This window comes from Marinococcus halophilus, from assembly GCF_002265875.1.
GTDB lineage: Bacteria > Bacillota > Bacilli > Bacillales > Marinococcaceae > Marinococcus > Marinococcus halophilus.
This window is the reverse complement of sequence record NZ_NPFA01000010.1, coordinates 26,774-51,033: the sequence shown is the minus strand read 5'-3', so window position 1 is coordinate 51,033 and position 24,260 is coordinate 26,774. Positions and strand designations below refer to the sequence as shown.

The window sequence follows — 24,260 nt, the reverse complement described above, 5'->3', positions numbered from 1 at the left end:
AAGGAGCGGAAACAAATGAAAAAATGGCAGGCAATACAAAAAGTAGAAGAGAATAAAATCGTGGCAGTCGTGCGCGGGGAAACAAAAGAAGAAGCGGAAATGATTGCAGTAGGCGCCCAAAAAGGCGGCATCGATTTGCTGGAAATCACCTTCACTGTTCCGCATGCTGATAAATTGATTGAAGAATTATCGGAGCGGTACGGATCGGAGGCGGTCGTAGGTGCAGGTACGGTGTTGGAGCCTACAACCGCCAGGCTGGCGATACTCGCGGGGGCCTCTTTTATTGTGTCCCCTCATTTCTCCCTGGATATAGCGAAAATATGTAATTTATATCAGGTGCCTTACATGCCGGGCTGCTATACGACGACAGAAATTATTGAAGCACTGCAGGCGGGCTCGGACATTATAAAGGTGTTTCCGGGGAATATGGCTTCGCCTTCTTTTATCAAAACTATGAACGGGCCGGTGCCGCAGGCCCAGCTGATGCCTTCCGGCGGGGTGAGCCAGCATAACATTAAAGAATGGATTCAAAACGGAGCAGCGGCCGTAAGTGCGGGCAGCAGCCTGTATTTTGATGACGAGGAAAGTGTCCGGCAGGCAGCAGCAGGTTTAGTTGAGGCTTTAAACAACTAAGAAATTTTCATGTTAAAAATTAGGAGGATCCGCATGAAAATATGGAAAAGCTTTTTAGTAGGGACAGCTTCTGTACTGGCGCTGAGTGGATGCAGCACTCAGCCCAGTGCGGAAGAACAAGAAGTAACAACGTGGAAACTGAATCATTTTTCGGACAGCAACCATTATTGGAACGAAACATCGGAATATTTTGCTGACCGTGTGGAAGAATATACCGACGGGAGCGTCAACATTGAAGTTTATGCGAACGGGCAGCTGGGCGATGAAGTTAATACTATTAACAGCATTCAGCACGGGGCGATCGACATGACGATCACCGGGGAAACGCTGGAAAACTGGACACCGAGCGCGATGCTGATGGCTACTCCTTACGCTTTTAACAGCCAGGAGCATATGAGAAGCACGGTCGAAGGTGAAATTGGGCAGGAAATTGAAAGCGATATCAAGGAAAACGCCGGCCTGACGCCTCTATTCTATATGGAGCGCTCGCCAAGAAACTTAACTTCCAACCGCCCGATTTCTGCACCGGAGGATTTGAATGGGCTTGATATGAGAGTGCCTAATGTTCCGCTGTTTATTGATGCTTGGTCGGAAGCCGGGGCCCAGCCGCAGTCCATCAGCCTGAGCGAGGTGTTCACCGCTCTGCAGCAGGGGGTTATAGACGGCCAGGAAAACCCTAATGATCTTATTCAAAGTAACGGATTTTATGAAGTACAGAACTACATCAATGAAACCCAGCACGTCCGTTCCTGGATCTACGTGGTTATAGGAAACGACCAGTTCGAAGCGCTGACGCCGGAGGAACAGGACGAAGTACAACGTGCGGCAGAGGACGCCCAGGAATACTCCCAGGAATTATTCACCGAACAGGTGGAAACCGTGGAGCAGACGCTTCGGGATGAAGGCGTGCAGTTTAATGAAAACGTGGACCAGAAAGCATTTCAGCAAGCCATGCAGCCTGCTATCAGGGAATATTTTGACCAAGAGCAGTACGAGATGTATCAGCAGATTGTGGAGCAGGGCAAAGAAAGGGAGAATAGCGAATGAGGTGGATTAATACATTGGATAGAGCCATACAGGGCATTGTCTTATTGCTTTTTAGCGCTTTGCTGCTTGTAGTGGTCTTTCAGATAGTTATTCGCTTCCTTCCGGTGACCGTGCTGTGGACCGAGGAGATTACAAGATATCTTTTTGTTTACACGATTGCGTTCGCCGCTCCGCTGGCATTGTATCGAAAAGAATTTATAAAAGTGGATTTTATCTATTCGTTTTTATCGGCAAAGCAGCGGGCGGTTTACGAAACCATTGTACATACCCTGATCGGCATCGTAGCAGCGTATTTAGTCGTAGAAGGCATTAACTTTTATCTGCTGGGTACTTTCTTTAGTTCGCCTGCCTCTGGCATTCCTATGCAATACGTTTATGCGGCGGTACCTGTACTGGGGTTATTGCTTCTTTGCTACTCTGTTCTTTTTGTGATTTCTCAATGGACGTCGACAAATATAGAAGCAGGTGAGAAATAATGGCTTTTTTGTTAGTTGGTTTATTTTTAGTATTATTGCTTGCCGGCATGCCCATTGTTTTTAGTCTTGCCGTTTCATCATTAGTGTATTTGTTAATTAATGGGGAGTCGTTAACCATTATCCCCCAGACAATGTTTGCAGGGATAAACTCCTTTACACTTGTAGCCATACCAGCATTTATTCTAGCTGGAAACTTAATGAACGAAGGCGGCATTACGGACAAAATCATACAGTTTTCCAAGGCATCTGTCGGAAGGGTCCGCGGCGGACTGAGTTTAACGAACGTCGCTTCTTCGTTAGGCTTCTCTGGCATTTCCGGAACTGCCCTGGCCGATACAGCAAGCATCGGTTCAGTGCTTATTCCTGCGATGAAAAAGGAAGGGTACGGTCCGGGCTTTTCCGCGGCCGTAACGTCGATGTCTTCGACTGTAGGACCGATGATCCCGCCTTCTTTGCCGATGATTATTGTCGGAACGCTTGCAGGAGCGTCTATTGGAGATTTATTCCTGGCAGGGGCGATTCCCGGCTTACTGCTGGCCTTAGGCTTTTTCATTGTCGCTTACGTGGTATCGGTGAAGCGTTCTTACCCGAAAGAAAATCCGGTATCGACGAAAGAGCTTTTCAAGTCATTTTTGGGCGCTTTTTGGGCGCTTTTGATGGTTTTCATCATTTTATGGGGTATTCTCGGAGGATATTTCACGCCAACAGAAGCCGCAGTCGTAGCAGTATTGTACGCTTTTGTCATTGGCGCCGCAGTCTACCGCAAATTACATTTAAGAAACTTCCCGAAATTATTGATCGATACCATTGTCGCCACTGCCGCCATCCTGCTTTTAGTAGGGTTTGCCAATCTGTTTGGCTGGATACTGGTCAGTGAAGGGATCCCAACGATGTTGGCGGACGGGCTCTTGTCCCTTACAGATAACGGTGTGTTGATTATTTTAATGCTGCTCCTGCTTTTATTGATTGTAGGCATGTTCATGGAAACCATTGCTGCGCTCACTATTCTGTTTCCGGTACTGTTGCCAGTAGCCGAATCAATTGGAATGGATACCGTGCACTTTGGCGTAGTGATGGTACTTGCGTTAATGATCGGTCTATCTACACCGCCGGTAGGGGTTTGTTTATTTGTGGCAGCTGACCTGGCGAAGGTTTCTGTAGGGAAAGCGTTCAAGGAATTGATTCCGTTTCTCGGTGTGTCCCTTGCAGTACTGCTATTGGTCAGCTTCATTCCATCAATATCTTTATTCCTGCCTGGGTTATTTGAATAATAGAAAGGAAGAATAATATGAAAGCTATACAAGTTTCAGAACCTGGCCAGCTAAATGTGATAGAAATCGAAAAGCCACGGATAGAAAACGAACATGAGGTGCTCGTGAAGGTCCATGCAGCCGGGATCTGCGGTTCGGACATGCATATCTATCACGGCAGCAACCCTTTCACCGTGTACCCCCGTATTATCGGTCACGAAGTAGCAGGGGAAGTAGCCGAAATAGGAGAAAGCGTTCATTCTTTACAAGTCGGGGACAAGGTTTCCCTGGAGCCAATTCAGAGCTGCGGAGAATGCTATGCATGTAAGCAGGGCCAGCCCAATGTGTGTGAAAACCTGGAAGTATACGGCGTGCACCGGGACGGCGGGATGAGAGAATTCATGTCTGCTCCTGAGAAAAATTGGCATAAATTAGATGAAGAAACGTCCTGGAATGAAGCTGTGCTGACAGAGCCTTTAACGATAGGGGCGCAGGCAACTGCAAGAGGAGGCGTGAAAGAGGGAGATACGGTGCTGATTACGGGCGCAGGTCCGACAGGCATCAGCTGTCTTCTTGTCGCCAAATTGAAAAAAGCACGGGTGATTATGACGGACCTGAACGATGAGCGATTGAATTATGCCTCTTCGATCGGGGCGGACGTCACTATTAATCCTGGAAATGAGCCGGACGTGTTTGACCGGGTAAGCCAGGAAACAAATGGAATGATGGCGAATGTGGTAATCGATGCAGTAGGAACGGAAAAAACGTTTGAACAGGCGGTTTCGATGGCCTCTATTGCAGGCCGGGTAGTGACGCTAGGTTTTAATAAAGCTCCTTCTTCCCTTACTTCCCTGGACATTACGAAAAAAGAGCTGATGATTGTTGGCTCAAGGCTGCAGTCCAATAAGTTCCCAGAGATTATTGAGTATATTAATCAGGGGAAATTGGATGTAGAATCAATGGTTTCTCACCGCTTTAATTTTCAGGATGTGCAGCAGGCGTTTGAGCAGCTTGAAAGCGCCCCAAATGAAGTGAGAAAGGCTGTTCTTGCATTTGGATAAACAATCCACTAATTTTCAGCCATCAGTTATATGCTAAAAACGTGAAAATAACAATTAATCTATGTAAAGAGCTGTTAAATTAAAACAGCTCTTTTTTGCTATCTAGGAAAATTCTCACGAAGGTAGAGAGGTTTATATACAGAAAAAATTGGTTAATAGGGTTACTAATCATAATACTTAAAAGAAATACATGCTTATAAAAAATTATGTTAAAATATGGATACCAAACCGCTATTAAAAAATACCTGAAAACTGCACCCTTTTTGATTATATATGCCTAAAACTTAAGACATGTGATAAAATGAGTCAATACTATGAATATTATCGCGCTGAGGCATAAAGGCTTAAAGGATTTATGCGGAGGCTTTCGAGCAGGGCGGGGTGTAAAATGAAGCATAAGGAAATAGCGCAGATTAAAACCCAGGAAGTGGCAAAGCGTGTCACGCTGGCGATGCTCGTCTTAGTTCCGGCATTTATGCTGGTGAATTTTTACGATGTATTTTTTCTGGGAGCACCACTTGAAACAGACTGGCTGATTGTTCGTTTGCTTACTGGCATAATTATCCTTAGCTGTCTGCTTTGGTTTGTGTTTAAGCGCAGTGTAGACCAACGGGTGCAGCGAAACTATTACCATGCCCTGTTTGACCAGCCGCTCTCTCCAGTATTTCTGCTGAACGGCCGTGGCAGCGTGATTGAAGTAAATGAAAAACTGCTTGAAATGCTTAACAAGGAACGGGACACCGTGATTGGCCAGTCGATGAATGAATTAAATTTCACAGACTACGAACTGGTCCAGAGATATACTGACCGGGTTATGAAAGGACATTCCCAGCATTTTGAAGTAAATCTACGGCGCCAGGATGGAACGGTGATGGAGCTCGAAGTCATGGCAAGCCCTGTTTTTATGTATCGACGAATCATTGGAATGATTGGCATTATCCGGGACCGCACCAAGCATAACGCAAATATCCGTAAGCTCGAGCGTATGGCGAATGTAGACGGCTTAACGGGCCTTGCCAACCGCAGGGCGTTCAATAATGCCTTTCACCGCTATTGGATCGAAGGCTTGGAACGCCAGTCTCCGCTTGCAGTCATGATGATCGATCTGGATGAATTTAAGAACTTCAATGATACGTATGGCCACCTCGAGGGGGACGAGTGCTTAAAGCAGATTGCCGGGGCTATCCACGGAGTATGCGTGCGTTCCGGAGGAGTGGCCTCCCGGTTCGGCGGAGAAGAGTTTGCTTTGTTGCTGCCGAAAACGAATAATAAAGAAGCCCGGGCTATTGCCCATGAGATAAGTGAAGAAGTAGACAGGCTGAATATCCGTCATGAAACGTCGAGTGTGAGTCCGAAGGTGACGGTCAGCATCGGCGTGAATGTCGTTATACCAGCCCTGCACCGCAGCCGGGAGAACATGATGCTGAAAGCGGATGAAGCCCTGTATGAAGCAAAAAGCCATGGGAAAAATACAGTGAAACTGTAAAAAGGGCCCGTGCAGGCGAGAGGTGAAGAAAGTGAACGCCAAACAGCAAAAAGCTGTGAACAAAAAATCAATTTATGCAGGGCGCTTAAAGAAGGATCTCTTCGGCAGCGCCCTGCTTCTGTTAATGACCATTATTCATTGGATCTCCGCTCCATTTACGACAGATGCATACCTCTTTTACGGAGTGATTTATGTAATTATGGCCACAGAGGATTTGTATATTTACTGGAAGATGAAAGCAGAGCAGGCGTGGATAGACAAAAGCATGACGGATACAGAAAAGAGGGCAGGCAGATGACATTTACGATGCAGCAGCTGACCGAAGAAGACATTCCGGAACTCGTGCAGCTGCTACGGGAAGTTGGCTGGGACTACGACGGAGCGGAAATGAAAGCAGTGCTCGCGGCGGGAGTAGTGTACGGACATAAAACGCCGGAGGGCGGGGTGGTGTCCAGTGCGGCAGTGATTCCATATGGGAAGGCAGCTGCTGCGCTCGGCCTCGTTATTGTGAGGAAGAGCTGCCGCCGTCAGGGATTGGCAAAGGAAGCGGTGAAGGCGTGCTTAAATACAATTCCAGTAAACGCTGGTGTCCTGCTGTTTGCTACGAAAGAAGGGAAGCCGCTCTACCAGCAGCTCGGGTTTGAGGAAGCGGGCAAGGTTTACAAATATGTTGCCCCGGGCCAGGTGGTGAAGAAAACCAGCATCGTTCGGCCGTCCAGCATAAGAACGTACGAAGCCCACGACTGGAACAGCTTACAGCAGCTCGATCTTGGGGCGTTCGGCCAGGACCGGAGCGCTTTTTTGCGTCACCGGATCACCCAGGCCCACCAGGCGCTAATATTATTGGATGACCAAAACCATCCGGCTGGCTTTGGCCTGTCGATCTGGCATGAAGGGCAGCTGCTGCTTGGGCCGATCGCGGCGCCGAATGAAAAAGCGGCAGCAGAGCTGCTCGAACAGTTGATCGAATCGCATCCGGTGAAGGTGCGGATAGATCTTACCGAAGAAAATAGGATCATGACGGAGACACTCCGACAGTGTGGTTTTGAAAAACAGAGCGAGCCGCTTATGATGGCCCGGGCTCCTTCGATTATAGAACCCCGGAATGGAAATCTGTATGCGATTGCTTCGCAGATTTTCGGATAGAGGTTCGTGTGCGTACTGCCTAAATTAGGGTGTTTGATGGCAAATTATGTTACTTTATTAGAAGAGAAGTGCGGGCATGGGCATTTGGCCGGCTTTTATTAATGGGGGCACAATGGGAGAGATATCATGATCAGTGGACCATTTACAACATCTATACTTCCGGGAGTGATAGCTCTCTTCTTTACACTGGTATTTGTAATGAAAGGATGGGCACTCTGGGTTAGGATGCTGCCGGGTATTGCGCTAATGGCTTCGGCTTTGTCACTTTTTTATTATGGTTATATGCGTATCCAGGGATTTGAGGGGGCATCATACGGGATTCTTGGAGGATTTCTAAGCCTTTATGCTGTGGTGTGCTTTGTGATTGCCGGCTGGGATTTGCGAAACAGCAATTTTTTTAAGTAGAAGGATCGTTTTTTGGGTACATAAACTGTAAAGGGAGGTGCAGCGGTATGTGCGGAAGATACACGTTGTTTCATTCCAGGGAAGCGCTGGAGCGGGCCTTCGGCACATCGTTTCCGGAAGGGCCGGCAAGCTACAATATAGCTCCGTCCCAGAAAGTGATGGCAGTGGCGTCCTCCGCAGAACAGACGAAAGCAGGCTGGCTGCAATGGGGGCTCATTCCTTCTTGGGCAGATGATAAAAAAATCGGACATAAAATGATCAACGCCCGGGCAGAAAGTGTCGATACTAAACCGGCATTCCGCCGCCTGCTCGAACGACGGCGCTGCCTCGTGATTGCTGATGGTTTCTATGAATGGGACCGCGAAGGCGGGACAAAGCAGCCGTACCGAATCACGGTCGATGATGAGGAGCCGTTTGCCTTTGCCGGACTGTGGGACAGATGGGAAGGCAAAAATGAAACAATCACGTCCTGTACGATTATTACGACCGAAGCCAACGATATGATGCAGCAAATTCACCACCGGATGCCGGTCATTCTGAATGAAGAAGCAAGAAAAGTCTGGCTCGATCCTGATGAAACCGATAAAAAAGTGTTGAAGTCACTCCTGCAGCCGTTTGACGCTTCGCGTATGGCCATGTATCCCGTAAGTACTGAAGTAAACAGCCCGAAGCATAATTATGCTGCATTGGTAGAACGTATTGAATAACGATTGCAGCCCGGCTTTTCCTATTTTCAGGAGAAGCCGGGTTGTCTTTTATTTAGGGATCTGCGGAGCAGGGCAGTTCGATGATGTCACCATCGAACTTCCTTACAATAAGGGTGGCTCCGCCTTTCTTGCTGTCCAGCTTTGCCACCCAGCCGTCCAGTCCATTGGCTGCATCCTGACTTCACCGTCTTACGACGCTTCCAGCCAGGATTACGCCAGCTGTCTGGAACGGCTGTTCAGGGTGGCTCCGCTTTTCCTATAGCTTTTTCCGGGCGACGGCTTTACGTATTTTGGCCACGGCTTCCTGAGCCTGGTCTTTCTTTTTGATGCAGTAATTCACATACAGGCCATCGAGCAGGGAGAGTTCGGCAAGTCTGGAGGCGAGGGCTTCGGAGCGGTATTCAGTTTCCCTGGAGATTGTCTGCAGGGTCAGGTCTGCTTTTTGGCTGATCGGCGTTTTCGCATAGCTTGTAATGGCAATAATGCGGGCTCCCTGCTCTTTGGCCACATCCATCGCTTCAAGAACGTCTTCATTGGCTCCCGAATGCGAAATCACAATAGCAACGTCGTTTGGCTTCAGCTGGGATGCGGCCATTACCTGCCAGTGGGCATCGGTATAGGCATGGCTTGGCAGCCCGGTGCGCATAAACTTATGCTGGCCGTCCTGGGCTGTGACGCCGGAGCCGCCGCTTCCATAGAAGTGGAGCTCCGACGCTTCAAGCAGGTACTCGACCGCCTGACGGACGGTGGTCTCATCAAGCACCTCCTGCGTGTAGGTGAGGGCATTTTTGTTGCTTTGAAACACCTTGGCCATCACCTCGACCTCGGTATCGCTTTCCTGGATTGTTTCATGAATATCTTCGATTGGTTCGATAATATCGGAGGCGAGCGCGATTTTCATCGCCTGGTAGCCCTTAAAGCCGAGCCGCTTGCAGAAACGAAACACGGTAGCGTCTGCAAGGGAAAGCTGGTCGGCTACCTGATTGATGGTCGAATGAACGATAGTTTCGGGATTTTGCAGCATATAGTCAGCGATTTGTTTTTCTTTATCACTGAAGCTGTTGTACAGCGATTGGATCCGCTGGCGGACGTGAGTCGTTTCGGTAGCCATAAGTACCCCTCCGGAGGAAAAAGTCTTGCTTATATCATAAAGGAATAAATTTCAATTTTCTATAATAAATCATGAAAAAAATTTTCTTAAAACGCTTGCATAGAATTTTATTTCACGTATAATAACGAATTGAGAAAAATATTTTCATTATCTGAAAGCGTTACCGAAAGCGAGGGAGTAGATGTTATGGCTGAATCACTTACAGCCGGTGTGGATATAGGTACAACGAGTACGAAAACGCTGGCTTATGATACGGAGGGAAAAATCTGGGCGGAACGGGAGCTTGAATATCCAATTTATTCTCCGGACCCGGCCTGGAAGGAGCAGGATCCTTACGAAATTTTGCGTGCCGTTGAACAGACGCTGAAAAACGTCATCGAAGACGTTGCTAAAGAAGGAAAGCATATTGGAACGATCGGCTTCAGCGCTGCGATGCATAGTATTCTTGCAGTGGACGACAGCGGCGAGCCGCTGACGCAGGCGCTTACCTGGGCCGATCAGCGGTCAGTACATGAAACCGAAAAAGTAAAGGCCGAAAACGGGCAGGATATTTTTGAACGTACGGGGACGCCGATCCACCCCATGGCACCGCTCACCAAGATTATGTGGTTTCAGAAATACCGGGAAGAAATCGCTGCAAAGGCAGCAAAGTGGATTTCGGTGAAGGAATTTCTGTTCTATAAATGGTTCGGGGAATACATCGTTGATTACTCTATCGCTTCTGCCTCAGGCCTTTTCAATATCCATAAAAAGCAGTGGGATGACAGAGCGCTGGCGCTTGCCGGTATTACGGAAAACCATTTATCCATACCGGTAAGCACGACGTATCATCGCAGCGACTTGAACAAAGACGTCTGCAAGCGTCTGCATTTGCAGGAAACGACCACAGTCGTAATCGGGGCAAGCGATGGTGTGCTTGCAAACGTCGGGTCCGGGGCGCTCGAGGAAGGTGTGGTTGCGTGTTCGATTGGTACAAGTGGAGCGATACGTACGGTCATCGACCGTCCGTATACGGATCCGAAGGGGCGGATCTTCTGCTATGCGCTCACCGATGAGCTGTGGGTGATCGGCGGCCCAATTAACAACGGCGGTATTGCGCTGCGCTGGATGCGGGATAAAATTATGCCGGATCTAAAGGAACAGTGCCGGAAAAACGGTACAGACCCGTACGACGTACTGACGGAAATGGCAGAAAGCGTGATGCCCGGCTCCGACGGCCTGCTGTTTCTCCCGTATATGACCGGCGAACGAGCTCCGTTCTGGAACAGCGACACCAAGGGCGTGTTCTTCGGACTGACGCTTCATCACGGGCGTGAACAGATGGTCCGGAGCGTCATGGAAGGCGTCATGATGCAAATGTACGCCGTTGTCGTAGCCCTGATTGAGGCCGGTATCAACATTAAGGAATTCCGTGCCAACGGCGGGTTCGCCCGCTCGGAGCTGTGGAAGCAGATGATGGCAGACATATTCGAAAGCGACATTGTCGTTCCGGACAGCCACCAGAGCGCCTGCTTCGGCGCTGCCTGGCTCGCCATGACGGCAACCGGTCAGAAAGAAAGCCTGGACACGATTCACGAGCTTATTCCGATTGAAACACGGCAGTCTCCGATCATGGACAATGTGACGGCGTACCGGGATTTAAAGCCGATCTTTCTGCGGCTTGCACGCAATCTTCAATCTGAATTTTCCGCGATTGCCGACGTGCAGCGTGCACACGCAGAGGGCAAACGCACACTTTCTACTGAAAAAGGAGAAATACTATGACGACTTCAGCACCGTGGCTCATTATTGTAGCCGTTTTAGCAATTGTTGCACTGTTATTTTTAGTTATGAGGACGAAGCTTCAGGCCTTTATCGCTTTGCTCGTCGTTAGTTTCCTCGTCGGGATTGCTGTTGGCATGCCGCCGGGCGAAATTATAACAACCATTGAAGAAGGAATGGGCGGCACTCTCGGATTTATTGCCGTCGTTATCGGTCTTGGGGCCATGTTTGGGGAAATGCTTCGTGTCTCCGGCGGCGCCGAACGCCTGGCACTGACGCTCGTTGATAAATTTGGAGAAAAGAACGTCAGCTGGGCTCTTGCGCTTACAGGCTTTATCGTATCTATTCCCGTCTTTTTGGACGTTGCCCTTGTTATCTTAATTCCAATTGTGTACAGCCTTGTCCGTAAAACGAAAAAATCGCTCGTGTACTACGGTATTCCGCTCGTAGCCGGTCTTGCCGTTACGCACAGCTTTATTCCGCCAACGCCGGGACCGATTTCGGTTGCTTCAATTATCGGCGCTGACCTCGGCTGGGTTATTCTGTTTGGCGCACTTGCCGGTCTTCCGGCAGTAGCGATTGCCGGCCCGATGTTCGGGAAATACATGGCGAAAAAAATCGACATCGGCGTTCCGGAATACATGATGGAACAGATGAGAAACGTCGAGTACGACCGCGAGCTGCCGAGCTTCCGCAGCGTTCTTGCTATCATCCTGCTTCCTCTTGTGCTGATTTTGCTTAACACGGGATCCGGAGTTTTCCTATCAGAAGAAAGCACAGCGTATGAAATACTGTCCTTTATCGGGGATCCGTTCTTCGCCCTGACCGTGGCGGCACTTTTAACCTTTTATGTATTCGGTATCCGCCGGGGTTATTCGAAAGAAGAAGTGCAGCAGATTACGACGAAAGCCCTCGAGCCTGCCGGGATTATTATTCTTGTTACCGGTGCCGGTGGCGTGTTCGGTGAAATGCTGATCCAGTCCGGTGTCGGCGACGTGCTTGCAAATGCGATGGAGAATGCAAACATGCCGATTCTTGTCTTTGCCTTTATAACAGCTGTACTTGTCCGTGTAGCCCAGGGTTCTGCAACTGTTGCGATGGTAACAGCCGCCGGCCTTGTAGCGCCGCTGCTTGAAACATACAACGTCAGCGAGCCGATGCTCGGACTGCTCGTTATTACAATTGCTTCCGGTGCGACAGCCTTCTCCCACGTGAACGACTCCGGGTTCTGGCTAGTCAGCAGGTACTTTGGCCTGAACGAAAAACAAACGCTGCAGACATGGACCGTCATGGAAACAATTATCGGTTTTGTTGGTTTTGGTGTAGCACTGATTTTAAGTATCTTCGTATAAATAGAAAAAGGGAGTGGAGAACATGAAAGCAGGAATTATTGGATTAGGTAAAATGGGGTACAATATCGGTCTGCAGATGCTTGATAAAAATCATGACGTTGTTGCCTACGATCTGTCCGAAGAATTTCGCAGCAGTTTTCAAAACGACGGAGGCGGCACGGCCTCTTCGGTGCAGGATCTGGTGGACCAGCTTCCAAAGCCGCGTATCATCTGGGTGATGGTGCCGGCGGGGGATGCCACGGATCAGGTGCTTACCGAAACGGCCTCGTACCTCGATGAAGGAGACATTTTAATCGACGCCGGCAACTCTCACTATAAGCGGACGCTTGCTCATTATGAAGCGCTTGAAGCAAGAGGAGTCCACTTCTTTGATGTTGGTACAAGCGGCGGCATTTCCGGTGCCAGAAACGGCGCCTGCCTGATGATCGGCGGACGCAAGGACATTTTTCCGGTATTGGAGCCGCTCATGCAGGACCTGTCGGTGGAGAACGGTTATCACTACACCGGGGAAGGCGGCAGCGCCCACTATCTGAAAATGGTGCATAACGGCATCGAATACGGCATGATGGCCGCGATGGGCGAAGGGTTTGAACTGCTTGAAAAAGGGCCGTTTGACTACGACTACGAGCAGGTGGCCCGCGTCTGGAACAACGGCTCGGTCATCCGCGGCTGGCTGATGGAACTGATGGAAGAAGCCTTCCGCGGTGATGCCAGGCTCGATGATATCCGCGGCGTGATGCATTCCTCCGGCGAAGGCAAGTGGAGCGTAGAGTCTGCGCTTGAATACGAGGCAACGACCCCGGTCATTGCGCTCTCGCTTATGATGCGCTATCGTTCGCAGGAAACCGATACCTTTAACGGCAAGGTGGTTGCAGCTCTCCGTAAAGGGTTTGGCGGCCATGCCGTTGAAAAAAGTGAATAGCAATGTCCCAGAGGCCCGGAGGTAATCCGGGTCTTTTTTCATATTTTAGAAAAACTGCGTTAAATGCTTCAACTGGCTTTCGTTATTTCCGATAGTAACAATAACGAAGAAAACGGCAGAAGGGAGCCTATCATTCATGCGAGTATCCGGGTTTGCTTCAGGAATGGATATTGACCAGGTAGTTAAAGATTTAATGCGTGCGGAGCGCCAGCCGATCAACAAGCTGAATCAAAAGAAGCAGACGCTCGAGTGGCAGACGGAAATGTACCAGGAAGTCAACAAACAGTTTTTTGATTTCCGGAATACGATTTTTGATTCGATTATGAAGAAGTCCTCGATGACAGCCCGCTCGGCCACCTCCACCAATGAAAGCCGGGTGAGCGCCACGGCTTCAGCCAGTGCCGGCAACGCCACTTATTCCATCAGCGAAGTCAAGCAGCTGGCCAAATCAGCGTCGCAGAGCAGCTTTGAACGGGCGACCGGTCCCGGTTTTTCCGCTTCGGAGGCTATCGGCAGCCAGACATTTGCGACCGGGAAAGAACCGCAATGGAGCAAAGGCGTGATTCAAAGCAAAACAATCAACGCCGACGGCAGCACGTCCTACAGTGTGGAAGGCAGCAAGCTTAAACAAAATTCGGACGATATGATCGTGAAGGTGAGCGGCAAGCAGTACGAGGTGGTAACCGGCACGGATCCGCTCGAGCCTGGTCAGGTACGGGCCAGCTTTAACAGCGACCAGATTGATTTGGAGTTTAGTTCGGCGGTGACGAGCGGCAAAAGCATCAGCGTCCAGTATGCCGCGACCAATGAAACCAAAACAATTGACGCAGCTACCGCGACTTCTTCCTTTTCGCTCGGCAAAGGGGCGATTGACCCAGAGACGCTGGATATCAGCGTAAACGGAGGCGCCGCACTGACGATTGTCACGGATCCGGAGCAGGAGCTTAAGACCGGGGAAGCCTATGTGGATACGAAAACCGGCAGAGTCACGCTCGGCGAAGCGGTAACCGGAACGATTGAAGCGACATTCACCCAGCAGTATTCTACCAATACGATTACCACCTTTGATAAAGACGGTAAGGAGCAGAAAAATAAATTCACGTTCACAAGTGCGCAGTCGATGAACAATATTATGAGCACGATCAGCTCTTCCGGGGCGGGCGTTAGTGCGTTTTATGACGAACATTCCGGCAAAGTGGCGCTCACCCGGTCGGAGACAGGCGATTTTAACAAAAACGGCGATGAAATGCTTTTTTCAGGGGGATTTCTTAACAACACCCTGGGCCTGAACAACGTAGAAGGTGAGTCCCGCCAGGGCGAACAAAATGCTGTGTTTACGATGAACGGACTCGAAACCGAGCGGCCCAAAAATACGTTCGAGGTCAACGGGATGAGCATTACGCTTAAAGAAACGTTTGCTGAAACGGACGGGGCGGTAACGCTTGGCTCCGATACGAACACTGACGGTGTTATGGATACAGTTAAAGGCTTCATCGAAGAATATAATAAAATTATCGAAGATGTAAACGGCAAGCTGAATGAAAAAGTAAACCGGGATTTTAAGCCGCTCAGCGATGAACAAAAAGAAGAAATGAGCGAAAAGGAAATTGAGCTGTGGGAGGAAAAAGCCCGGAGCGGCCTGCTCCGCAGCGACAGCTCCATATCGAACGTCATGAACAATATGCGTTCGCTTTTATATGAGCAGGTAAACGGCACCGATTCAGCCTATAATACGCTCTATTCGATCGGCATTACGACAAGCTCAAGCTACACGGATAACGGCAAGCTCGAAATCGACGAAGCCAAGCTGCGCCAGGCGATTGAAGACGACAGTGAAGGAGTTTACCAGCTGTTTGCCGCGAGCGGTTCCACAACAGAAACCCAGGGTCTCGCCCGCCGGATGAGAGAAACGCTCGACAACGGGGTGACCGCGCTTGCTGAACGGGCAGGGGGATACAAAGGCAAGCTGCTTCCGCACCAGTTTACGCTCGGACGCAATATGGAAAACATCGAAGATCGCATCGCCCAGTTTGAGGACCGGATGGTGTCGGTGGAAAACCGGTATTACCGCCAGTTTACGGCGATGGAGCAGGCGATGAGCCGGGCGAACTCGCAGTCTAACTACTTGATGCAGTTTATGAACAATGGCCAGTAAGAGTAGAACCTTCTTGAGGAGGAAGAAAATATATGAGTTTTAACCAGGCACAGGCGATGTACCAGCAGGCAATGAAGCAGACGACTTCTCCCGAAAAAGAAAAGCCGAAGAAAACATTTTCTTCAAAACAGGCAGTCTCTGCCCCGAGACCGGCGTCAGTTAAAGCCAACCCTTATCAGCAGCAGGCAATGCAGACCGCTTCGCCGGGAGAGCTTACGCTTCTTTTATACAACGGCTGCTTGAAATTTCTCCAAAAAGCGGAGAAGGCGATGAACGAGGGAAAAGTGGAAGAGAAAAACAAGCTGATGATCCGGGCGCAGAACATTATCGGGGAACTGATGATTACGCTGAAAACGGATAGTGAGATTGGCAATAGCATGATGCAGATGTATGATTACATGTACCGACGGTTAATTGAGGCGAATGTGAGCAATGATACAAAGGTTCTGCAGGAGATTTACGGCCTTGTGGAAGAGTTTCGCGATACGTGGAAGCAGGCAATGCAAAAAGACCGGGAGCTCCGTTTCCGCGAAGGTGGCCGGGCGTAATGAGCGTTGTTCGTAAACTTTATGTCACGACCCGGGAGCTGTACGAGAAAGTGGCGCAGCCTATGCCAGTTAATGAACAGCCGAGGGATGAGTACATCGAAAGCGTGGACCTTTTCCTGCAGGCGCGGGACCAGCAGCTGAAAGGCCTGCCGCCTGTGGAGAAATGGACGGAGGCCGAGCGGCAGCTTGGGGAAGAAACGATTAAAATGAATCGTTATATTGATGGCCGTCTTGCCAGCTGGAAGCAGGTCATCCAGGAAGAGCTGCAGGGATCGCGCCAGAAACGCCGTCATATGGGGAAGTATGAGCAAAGTGGTGCGACGGCATCGGCCTATTTTTTCGACAGCAAAAACTAATACATAAAACCTTTGGGCCTGGTCCTGAAGGTTTTTTATATGTATTGAGGGCTGATTATGTTATAACCACGGTAAAGGATGAAAAGGGGCAGATAATGATGAGTGAGCATCTTCGCCGGGCAGAAGCAACATTTCTTCAGCAGTACAGTGACTGGCTGCAGATGGTACAGGAAAGCATGGTACAGGTGACAGGGTTTTACCGGGAAGGGTTCGAAGACAACGGTGATCGCCTGCTGGACAGCACGACCAGAGAATCCTCGCTTTTTTCCTCGCAGACAGTGACGATGGCCTATTTGTTCGGGCAGGAAGAGGAGTGGAGGCAGGATCTCGAAGCCTTTGAGCAGGCGACCGAAGAAGTACGGAGCCTGATCAAGGCAGAAACAATGAGCAGTGAAGAAAAAATGCGCTACGTCGCTTCGGTGTATATGCCGGTTCTTGAGCGCTGGAAGCTGCGGGTAACAGCGCTTGCGCGTAAATAAACAGGCAGAGATAAGCCTCTCTGCCTGTTTATTATTCATCACTGCCCTGCTCAGAAAGAGGCGGCAGGCCGAGCTTCTGTTCAAGCGTCGGCAAAGAACCGTGCTCGATCATCCAATTCGCCGGCTGGCGGTCGGGATACATAAGCTCGGCAATGCTCTGGCCTTCGATTTGGCTGAACCGTTCGCCTTCCTCCCATTCCCGCAGATTTTCAAAATTCAGCTCTTCCGCTGTAGCGACGACGTTGGACGGAGCGCTGATCGTCTGTTCATTGTTCACTTCATCATAGGTGAAGGTAAGAGACTGAGTGGATGAAGAAGTCTGCGGGCTCTGAGAGTTATTCATGGTAATTTTAAAATCTGCCTGGATGCTTTTCGTCTGCATTGAGTCTTTATCAATAGTGATGGTATAGACTGTATCTTCCAGGTTTCCAGTGAACAGCATATCATCAATCAAGCTGTCAAAGTCGTCATTGGTAAACCCGACCGTACTTTTAACTAGTTCCCGCATTTGATCAGAATTGCCACGCGCCTCAATGATATATTCCGATTCCTGTTCCTCCAGCTGAAAATCTGAAGCATATGCTTCAATTAGCTCGAGTACAGCTGCCGGCTCCCCGATAGATTGGCTCGAAGCGCTCAGATCCCCGGTGAATTCGTCTGGATATTTGATCCATTCTTTTTCTGCAGAATCGTATGTGAAAAAGCCCTCGGCTGTCAGGTAGCGTTCAATTTCCTTCGGCTCCTGTTCGGTCGTCTGCAGTGTCGAAGTTTCATGATAGGCAAACGGCTCCGTGCCTACCTCCACGTTAGAGGTAAGTTCGTTAGTAACCGGATCCTCCTGGCCGGGGCCGATCGTCTGGGCCATATTTATATTAATAGAATAACGATTTAATTCCTGCATATAGTCAATACTTTCAGAAAGAACCTCGTCAGAAGCCGGTTCCTCATCTGAAGCTTGGTTTTCTAGCGTATCTGGTTCATTGTTAATGGATGAACATCCTATCGGAAGGACGAGACTTAAAGAAACAAGAAGTACGCCAAATGACTTCCTCATGGAATCTCCGACCTCCATCTAAAATTCATTTTACATATTCCCTAAGAATACCACACTTTTACATAAAAAAGAATAAGACCTCGTTCACGTTAATCTTCCACTGCCTTCCAGAGAGGGAAAGCAGGCACGATGTAGTGCCCGGACAGCTTCAGGCAAAGATGCCTTTTCAAGCCGGGCAAACCCGATCACAAGCGTTGGCGGAGCCTGATCCGGGTATTTCATAAACCGGTCAATGCCATACAGTTCGAGCTTGCCCGCGGCGGCCCGGCCTAAAATAGACGCCAAAGAGTCCTTCGTCTGCACATGCAGAAGAAAGTGAAGGCCCGATTTTTCGCCTTGAATGGAGGCGTGGCTGCCGAACACCTGATGAATTTCATGAATCAGAAGCTCCCGGATCTCTCCGTAATGGCGGCTCATACGCCGAACATGCTTCCGGTATTCGCCGGTTTCAATAAAACGGGCAAGGGTCTGCTGGTGAAGAGAAGACGCTGTTTGAATCAAGTGCGTGCCCTCCTTCTGAAAAGCCGCTGCGAGTGCCGGGGGCAGAACCATGTAGCTGATCCTAAGGCCCGGGAGAAGAGATTTGGAATAGGTGCCCATGTAGACGACGCGGTCCTGCTTATCAAGGCTTTGCAGAGCCGGGATCATGTCTCCTTCATAGCGGAATTCTGAATCGTAATCATCTTCAATAATATAGCGATCCGCCTTTTCATAGCACCAGTTCAGCAATTGAATCCGGCGGGAAACCGGCATGATGGAACCGAGCGGCATCTGATGGGAAGGAGTGACAATGACGGTGTCGGATGCTGTATTTTGCAGCGCTTTAGTCTGAAGCCCGTGGCGATCGACAGGCAGGAGTTCGGTGCGCTGCCCGCTTTTTTCAAGCAACAGCCGGATCCGCTGGTATCCAGGGTCTTCGAGGGCGTAGGAACGATCAGGGCCAAGAAGATGCACAAGCAGCTGCAGCAGCGCCTGGGTACTGGCCCCGATAATGATCTGCTCCGGACGGCATTCCACGCCTCTCATCTGCCGGACAGAATAGCTGATAGCTGTTCGGAGGCGCTCCGCTCCAGCGGGCGGGTCGATGTCACACCAGGAGTCAAGAGAGGCATCGGCGGCTGCCTGCTCAGCTTTTCGCCATTGCTTGAATGGAAAGCGGAACGCATCAACACTCATATGGGAAAAAGAATACGTATAATCCCGTGCACTCGGCGGCGCAGGTTCATTCGCCGCTGGCAGAGAAGGGGCGCCGAGGGAAAGGGGCTCCAGGCGTTCTACAAAATAGCCTTTTCGCTCTGCTGTATAAATGTAACCCTCGGCATGCAGCTGCATATAAGCAGAAAGCACGCTGTTCTGGCTTACGGAAAGGGTCTCTGCAAGCGAACGCTTAGAAGGAAGCTGCGTATTGGCAGAGAATCTTCCCGATAAAATTTCCTGCTGAAACCATTGATATATTTGCTTGTAAATAGGTGAAACCTTGTCATGGCGGGAAATAGGGATATAAAACAATGTAATGTCACGCTCCGGCTGGTACCATTTATTTTTCGTAACTGGTTCTACTCATGATACCAAAATAATTATACAATTGCGAAAAATAAAAACAATTAGGAGGCTTCGTTTCGATGAAAGCACTGCATCAGACATGGCAGGAAAAAAGAGATCAATACGTACCAAAAAGTATCGGGAACGGAAACCGCTCAATTGCAGCCAGCGGGCAGGGGGCAACAATCATTGATGAAAACGGAGCGGAGTTCATTGATTTCGCTGGTGCCATCGGCACAATGAACGTGGGACATTCGCATCCAAAAGTTGTGGAAGCGGCCAAAAAACAGATGGACAAGATCACGCACCCTGGGTTTAATGTAATAATGTACGACTCGTATATTGAACTGGCGGCTCGCCTGAGCAACCTTGCTCCGGGGGCAGAGGCGAAGAAAACAGCATTGTTTAACAGCGGGGCGGAAGCCGTGGAAAATGCGGTGAAAATCGCCCGGAAGGCAACTGGGCGGTCAGGAGTGCTCACATTCGAACGCGGTTTTCACGGACGCACAAATATGACCATGGCAATGACAGCAAAGGTAAAGCCTTATAAGCACAAGTTCGGGCCGTTCAGCCCGGAGGTGTATCATGCACCGTATCCATATATGTTCCGCCGCCCGGCTTCGATGACAGAACGCGAATACGAGCAGCACGTCATCGAAGAGCTGGATCTTTTTTTGAAAACAGAAGTAGCTCCTGATGAACTGGCCTGCATTGTGATGGAGCCCGTACAGGGAGAAGGAGGATTTATCGTTCCGCCGGCATCGTTTGTGCGCTATGTAGCGGAGCTGTGCCGCGATCACGGGATTCTGTTTGTTTCAGATGAGATTCAGGCAGGGTTTGCGCGTACTGGGAAATGGTTTGCCATCGAGCATTTCGGGGTTGAGCCCGATCTGATCACTGTTTCCAAGTCGCTTGCTGCCGGTTTTCCGCTCAGCGGAGTCATTGGAAAAGCAGAAGTGATGGACGCCGCCGGGCCTGGGGAAATCGGCGGAACTTACTGTGGAAATCCAGTGGCATGCGAGGCCGCACTTGCCGTGATCAACATAATTGAATCCGAAAGGCTGAACGAGCGGGCAGAATGGCTCGGCGCGAAGTGGGAGCAATACGCGGGTGAATGGGAAAAGTCTTACAGCTGGATCCGGGGCCACCGCCGCCTGGGCGCGATGGCCGCATTTGAAATTGTGAAGGCAGACGGTCTCACTCCGGACCCTGAAAAAACCGCCCGGGTGACGAAGAAAGCAAATGAACATGGCCTGCTGCTTTTATCCGCTGGTGTGCATGGAAATGTAATTCGTTTTCTGGCCCCGATTGTCATCACAGAAGTAGAGCTTTCCAAAGGGGTGGAAAAGCTTGAATTTGTGTTGAAGGAGATAGAAGGAGAGGTAATATGAATCAGAAAGTATTGAATCAAAAGGATGTCCTGTTTCTCGCCCTTGGCGCTATGCTTGGCTGGGGGTGGGTGGTGCTCTCCGGTACATGGATCATGGAAGCGGGTTCTCTCGGTACTACAGCAGCTTTTCTTATCGGCGGTATTCTTGTGGCCCTGATTGGACTTACCTACGCTGAACTCGCCTCGGCAATTCCGGAGTCCGGAGGAGGCCTGGTCTTCGTAGAACGTGCATTTGGCCGGAGTGCAGCCTTTGTGGCTGCATGGGGAATTCTGCTTGGTTATGTGTCAGTGGTCACGTTTGAAGCAGTGGCGCTGCCGACGGTTATCGACTATATACTGCCGCAGGACCATGCCGGCTATTTATGGACGCTGAACGGCTGGGAGGTTTATGCGACGTGGGTGCTTATTGGCTCTGGAGGCGCAGTAGCTATGACGGCGCTTAACTACTTCGGAATCAAGCCGGCATCATTTTTCCAGTCCATCTTTACACTCGTTATTGTTGGTACGGGCGTCCTGCTTTTGGGAGGCGCTGTATTTAACGGTGATTACGGCAACGTGCAGCCGTTTTTCCAGGATGGGTCTGCTGGAGTGTTTGCTGTACTTGTCATGGTGCCGTTTCTTTTTGTCGGCTTTGACGTTATTCCACAGGTAGCTTCTGAAATCAAAGCACCAGGAAAAAGCATTGGCAGGATTCTGATTATTTCTATCGTAACAGCCGTTATTTTTTACCTGCTGATTGCTTTTGGTGTGACTCTCGGGCTTGGGCCGGAGGAATTGGCAGGCTCTTCCTTAGCTACAGCGGACGCAATGGTGAACCTTCTGGGCAGTCAGGTGTTTGGAACGATCCTCGTGCTTGGGGGCGTTGCCGGCATTATTACAAGCTGGAATGCTTTTATTATCGGCGGGAGCCGTGTGCTCGGTAAAATGGCGGACCGGAAAATGGTGCCAGCCTGGTTTGGCAAAAAACATCCAAAATACGGCACCCCGTCCAACAGTATTCTTTTCCTTGGTGCTCTGGCGTTTATAGCGCCACTGCTCGGCCGGCCGGCGCTCGTATGGATTGTTGATGCCGGAGGGATTGGAATTGTCGGTGGATATTTACTCGTTTCTATGGCCTTTCTTCGGTTGCGCAAAACAGAACCTGCGCTTGAACGTCCGTTTCGCATTGGTCCGTATAAAATTGTAGGATGGCTGGCGGTGATTTTGAGTACAGGATTTGTGCTTCTGTACTTTCCGGGTATGCCGGCAGCGCTTATCTGGCCGTATGAATGGATTATTTTAGGTGGATGGATTTTAATGGGGGCAGTGCTGTACGCGGTACAAAAACCGGTCTATCAAAAGGAAGAAGAAAGCTCTTTCAGCAGTAAGAGACCATAAGAAAGAACCCCGGCGGAAACCGGGATTCTGGTGTCCGGTACGGCCGCTTAGACAAGGGGAGCGGCGCCCGGACGGACAGAACAGTGTGGGAGGTTGCTGCTGTCAGAGGTATGAGGGGAAATATGTAGAAGAGAGCAGCCGAAGTGCTGCTGCCTGCTACTATCATATGTTCTGAATCCCCGGAATACAAGGGACTCCGCTTCTTTAGGCTTTATTTTAAAATAGGAGTGCTTCCGCATGTCCTATTCTAAAATAGGAAGTAGACGATTTAGGAATGAGCAGAATAATAAATGGAATTTGCGGGTATAGAATGAACGATGCACATTCACGCATGAAAGGGAGTAATGATTGTATGTTTGGAAAAATATATATTAACGGTGAATGGAAAGAGGCAGACGAAGGAACCTTGGACGTTATCAATCCGGCGAATGGGGAAGTAGTCGGTGAGACCGCCAACGCAGGAGAAGCAGAAACGAAGGAAGCGATCAATGCTGCGCACGAAGCGTTTGATTCCTGGTCGAAAACGACCGCGTACGAACGCGCAGACATTCTCCGCAAGATTCACGGCCTGATGATGGAGCGCCAGGATGAACTCGGTGAACTGCTGACTAGGGAAATGGGGAAACCTCTTGCAGAGGCTAAAGGAGAGGTGGCCTATGCGGCTTCCTTTATTGAATGGTACGCGGACGAAGCCAAACGGGTTTATGGCGAAACGATTCCCTCCGGCTCGGAAAACAAGCGGCTGATGGTGATTCACCAGCCCGTCGGCGTCGTCGGTGCGATTACGCCGTGGAATTTCCCGCAGGCGATGATCACCCGTAAGGTAGGACCGGCCCTGGCTGCAGGCTGCACGATCGTGCTGAAGCCGGCGAAAAATACGCCGCTGTCCGCCGTTCGCTTCGTGGAAATCTGTGAAGAGGCGGGCGTGCCCAAAGGCGTGATCAACCTGGTGACCGGCCAAAGCTCGTCAGCGATCGGCAATGAATTAATGTCGAACGAAAAAGTACGAAAAGTCACCTTTACCGGCTCTACCGAAGTCGGAAGCAATTTGATGGAGCAGGGTGCTCAGGATATTAAAAAGCTGTCGCTCGAACTCGGCGGCCATGCGCCGGCCCTTGTGCTTGATGATGCGGACATTGGCAAAGCGGTAAATGGCGTCGTGGCTTCGAAATTCCGTGCCTCCGGCCAGACATGCATCTGCGTCAACCGGGTGTATGCTGATGAAAAGGTATACGAAGAATTTGTGGAAAAATTTGCAGATGCCTGCAAAGACCTGAAAGTCGGCGACGGCATGGACGAAAATGTAAAGGTCGGCCCGCTGATTGATAAGGATGCGTATGATAAAGTTGAGCGCCACGTTCAGGACGCCGTCGATAAAGGTGCGAAAGTCGTCACGGGCGGCAACGGCTATGAAAAAGACGGCGGCTACTACTTTGAGCCAACCGTGCTCCGTGACGTTAACCATGATATGATCATCATGCATGAAGAAACATTCGGGCCGGTGGCGCCGGTGCAGAAAATCACCAGTGATGAAGAGGGCGTCAAGCTGGCGAACACGACGCCATTCGGGCTTGCTTCGTATTTCTTTACCGAAAACATGTCCCGGGGCATGAAAGTGGCCGAAGGACTCGAGTACGGGATTGTAGGCTGGAACGACGGCGGGCCATCGGCTGCCCAGGCACCATTCGGGGGTTGGAAGCAGAGCGGTGTTGGACGCGAAGGCGGCCGTCAGGGCATCATGCCGTTTCTCGAAACCAAATATATTTCGATAGGACTATAATAGGAAAATGAGCTGTGCCGGAGCGTTCCGGTACAGCTTTTTTTATAATAAGTACCAGATTAAGTTACCGGTGACATTTAAAAGGGTTTTATCTGTTTCATAAGTCCTGAGACACTATTGTTAAGCCACATTCTTTTCACTTTCTAAAAAATTTTGTTGTTTGAAAAGGATTTCGCAACAGGAATATAGAAAGTAGACACATAACGATAAGGAGGGGTTCAC

General features: G+C 49.9%; 23 protein-coding genes and 1 pseudogene. 21 read left to right on the top strand and 3 right to left on the bottom strand.

The window, feature by feature from the left end:
- Window positions 1-15 precede the first annotated feature (15 nt).
- The 11 genes from CHL76_RS11290 (at window position 16) to CHL76_RS17090 (ending at window position 8,473) form a co-directional block, all read left to right on the top strand.
- A complete protein-coding gene (locus CHL76_RS11290; RefSeq protein ID WP_079475451.1) occupies window positions 16-633 on the top strand; it encodes a bifunctional 2-keto-4-hydroxyglutarate aldolase/2-keto-3-deoxy-6-phosphogluconate aldolase in 618 nt (205 codons plus the stop codon).
- Between the two features lie 33 nt (window positions 634-666).
- Window positions 667-1,680, top strand: coding sequence for a TRAP transporter substrate-binding protein (locus CHL76_RS11285; protein WP_094908609.1), 1,014 nt, complete (start codon window positions 667-669; stop codon window positions 1,678-1,680).
- Window positions 1,677-2,156, top strand: coding sequence for a TRAP transporter small permease (locus tag CHL76_RS11280; RefSeq protein WP_094908608.1), 480 nt, complete (start codon window positions 1,677-1,679; stop codon window positions 2,154-2,156). The genes CHL76_RS11285 and CHL76_RS11280 overlap by 4 nt, the downstream gene beginning before the upstream one ends.
- Window positions 2,153-3,427: a TRAP transporter large permease gene (locus CHL76_RS11275; protein ID WP_079475454.1), complete on the top strand. Its 1,275-nt coding sequence runs from the start codon at window positions 2,153-2,155 to the stop codon at window positions 3,425-3,427. Before CHL76_RS11280 ends, CHL76_RS11275 begins: the two co-directional genes overlap by 4 nt.
- Before the next feature lie 17 nt (window positions 3,428-3,444).
- Window positions 3,445-4,467 carry a zinc-binding alcohol dehydrogenase family protein gene (locus tag CHL76_RS11270; RefSeq protein WP_079475455.1) on the top strand — a complete coding sequence of 341 codons (1,023 nt, stop codon included), beginning with the start codon at window positions 3,445-3,447 and terminating at the stop codon, window positions 4,465-4,467.
- A 388-nt stretch (window positions 4,468-4,855) separates the two neighbouring features.
- Window positions 4,856-5,953: a sensor domain-containing diguanylate cyclase gene (locus CHL76_RS11265; protein ID WP_158219160.1), complete on the top strand. Its 1,098-nt coding sequence runs from the start codon at window positions 4,856-4,858 to the stop codon at window positions 5,951-5,953.
- 55 nt (window positions 5,954-6,008) lie between these two features.
- Window positions 6,009-6,251: a hypothetical protein gene (locus CHL76_RS11260; RefSeq protein ID WP_158219159.1), complete on the top strand. Its 243-nt coding sequence runs from the start codon at window positions 6,009-6,011 to the stop codon at window positions 6,249-6,251.
- Window positions 6,248-7,099 carry a GNAT family N-acetyltransferase gene (locus CHL76_RS11255; RefSeq protein WP_079475458.1) on the top strand — a complete coding sequence of 284 codons (852 nt, stop codon included), beginning with the start codon at window positions 6,248-6,250 and terminating at the stop codon, window positions 7,097-7,099. The genes CHL76_RS11260 and CHL76_RS11255 overlap by 4 nt, the downstream gene beginning before the upstream one ends.
- 126 nt (window positions 7,100-7,225) lie before the next feature.
- Entirely contained in the window at window positions 7,226-7,504 is a 279-nt protein-coding gene (locus tag CHL76_RS11250; protein WP_079475459.1) for a hypothetical protein, read from the top strand.
- A gap of 47 nt (window positions 7,505-7,551) precedes the next feature.
- Window positions 7,552-8,211 carry an SOS response-associated peptidase gene (locus tag CHL76_RS11245; RefSeq protein WP_079475460.1) on the top strand — a complete coding sequence of 220 codons (660 nt, stop codon included), beginning with the start codon at window positions 7,552-7,554 and terminating at the stop codon, window positions 8,209-8,211.
- Window positions 8,204-8,473 carry a hypothetical protein gene (locus tag CHL76_RS17090; protein ID WP_079475461.1) on the top strand — a complete coding sequence of 90 codons (270 nt, stop codon included), beginning with the start codon at window positions 8,204-8,206 and terminating at the stop codon, window positions 8,471-8,473. Before CHL76_RS11245 ends, CHL76_RS17090 begins: the two co-directional genes overlap by 8 nt.
- Here CHL76_RS17090 and CHL76_RS11235 read toward each other — a convergent pair.
- Window positions 8,468-9,322 carry a MurR/RpiR family transcriptional regulator gene (locus CHL76_RS11235; protein ID WP_079475462.1) on the bottom strand — a complete coding sequence of 285 codons (855 nt, stop codon included), beginning with the start codon at window positions 9,320-9,322 and terminating at the stop codon, window positions 8,468-8,470. The two genes, CHL76_RS17090 and CHL76_RS11235, sit on opposite strands and share 6 nt — an antisense overlap.
- 186 nt (window positions 9,323-9,508) lie before the next feature.
- Here CHL76_RS11235 and CHL76_RS11230 point away from each other — a divergent pair, with 186 nt between their 5' ends.
- From CHL76_RS11230 to CHL76_RS11200, 7 genes and pseudogenes are all read left to right on the top strand, one after another.
- Window positions 9,509-11,086, top strand: coding sequence for a gluconokinase (locus CHL76_RS11230; protein WP_079475463.1), 1,578 nt, complete (start codon window positions 9,509-9,511; stop codon window positions 11,084-11,086).
- Window positions 11,083-12,435, top strand: coding sequence for a GntP family permease (locus CHL76_RS11225; protein WP_079475464.1), 1,353 nt, complete (start codon window positions 11,083-11,085; stop codon window positions 12,433-12,435). The genes CHL76_RS11230 and CHL76_RS11225 overlap by 4 nt, the downstream gene beginning before the upstream one ends.
- A gap of 22 nt (window positions 12,436-12,457) precedes the next feature.
- Window positions 12,458-13,357 carry a phosphogluconate dehydrogenase (NAD(+)-dependent, decarboxylating) gene (gene gnd / locus CHL76_RS11220; protein ID WP_079475465.1) on the top strand — a complete coding sequence of 300 codons (900 nt, stop codon included), beginning with the start codon at window positions 12,458-12,460 and terminating at the stop codon, window positions 13,355-13,357.
- Between the two features lie 136 nt (window positions 13,358-13,493).
- Complete coding sequence (gene fliD / locus CHL76_RS11215) at window positions 13,494-15,512, top strand: flagellar filament capping protein FliD (RefSeq protein WP_079475466.1); 2,019 nt, start codon at window positions 13,494-13,496, stop codon at window positions 15,510-15,512.
- A gap of 173 nt (window positions 15,513-15,685) precedes the next feature.
- Window positions 15,686-16,060 (top strand): annotated as a pseudogene (gene fliS, locus CHL76_RS11210) (flagellar export chaperone FliS); the annotation flags it as partial.
- Window positions 16,060-16,416: a hypothetical protein gene (locus tag CHL76_RS11205; RefSeq protein ID WP_079475467.1), complete on the top strand. Its 357-nt coding sequence runs from the start codon at window positions 16,060-16,062 to the stop codon at window positions 16,414-16,416. The pseudogene fliS and the gene CHL76_RS11205, both read left to right, overlap by 1 nt.
- A 98-nt stretch (window positions 16,417-16,514) precedes the next feature.
- Entirely contained in the window at window positions 16,515-16,895 is a 381-nt protein-coding gene (locus tag CHL76_RS11200) for a hypothetical protein (RefSeq protein ID WP_143747455.1), read from the top strand.
- Window positions 16,896-16,926: 31 nt separating this feature from the next.
- On the opposite strand, the gene CHL76_RS11195 is transcribed toward CHL76_RS11200, so the two are convergent.
- Window positions 16,927-17,949, bottom strand: coding sequence for a DUF6612 family protein (locus CHL76_RS11195; protein WP_094908606.1), 1,023 nt, complete (start codon window positions 17,947-17,949; stop codon window positions 16,927-16,929).
- 84 nt (window positions 17,950-18,033) lie between these two features.
- The gene (gene pdxR / locus CHL76_RS11190; RefSeq protein WP_094908605.1) at window positions 18,034-19,458 is read right to left on the bottom strand and encodes a MocR-like pyridoxine biosynthesis transcription factor PdxR; all 1,425 of its coding nucleotides are present in this window, start codon (window positions 19,456-19,458) and stop codon (window positions 18,034-18,036) included.
- A gap of 113 nt (window positions 19,459-19,571) precedes the next feature.
- Between pdxR and gabT the strand changes: the two genes are divergently transcribed.
- The 3 genes from gabT to CHL76_RS11175 all read left to right on the top strand — a co-directional run bounded on the left by gabT (window position 19,572) and on the right by CHL76_RS11175 (window position 24,038).
- Window positions 19,572-20,882, top strand: coding sequence for a 4-aminobutyrate--2-oxoglutarate transaminase (gene gabT / locus CHL76_RS11185; RefSeq protein WP_094908604.1), 1,311 nt, complete (start codon window positions 19,572-19,574; stop codon window positions 20,880-20,882).
- Window positions 20,879-22,258, top strand: coding sequence for an APC family permease (locus CHL76_RS11180; protein WP_094908603.1), 1,380 nt, complete (start codon window positions 20,879-20,881; stop codon window positions 22,256-22,258). The genes gabT and CHL76_RS11180 overlap by 4 nt, the downstream gene beginning before the upstream one ends.
- A 352-nt stretch (window positions 22,259-22,610) precedes the next feature.
- Window positions 22,611-24,038, top strand: coding sequence for an NAD-dependent succinate-semialdehyde dehydrogenase (locus tag CHL76_RS11175; protein ID WP_094908602.1), 1,428 nt, complete (start codon window positions 22,611-22,613; stop codon window positions 24,036-24,038).
- The last annotated feature ends 222 nt before the right edge of the window (window positions 24,039-24,260 follow it).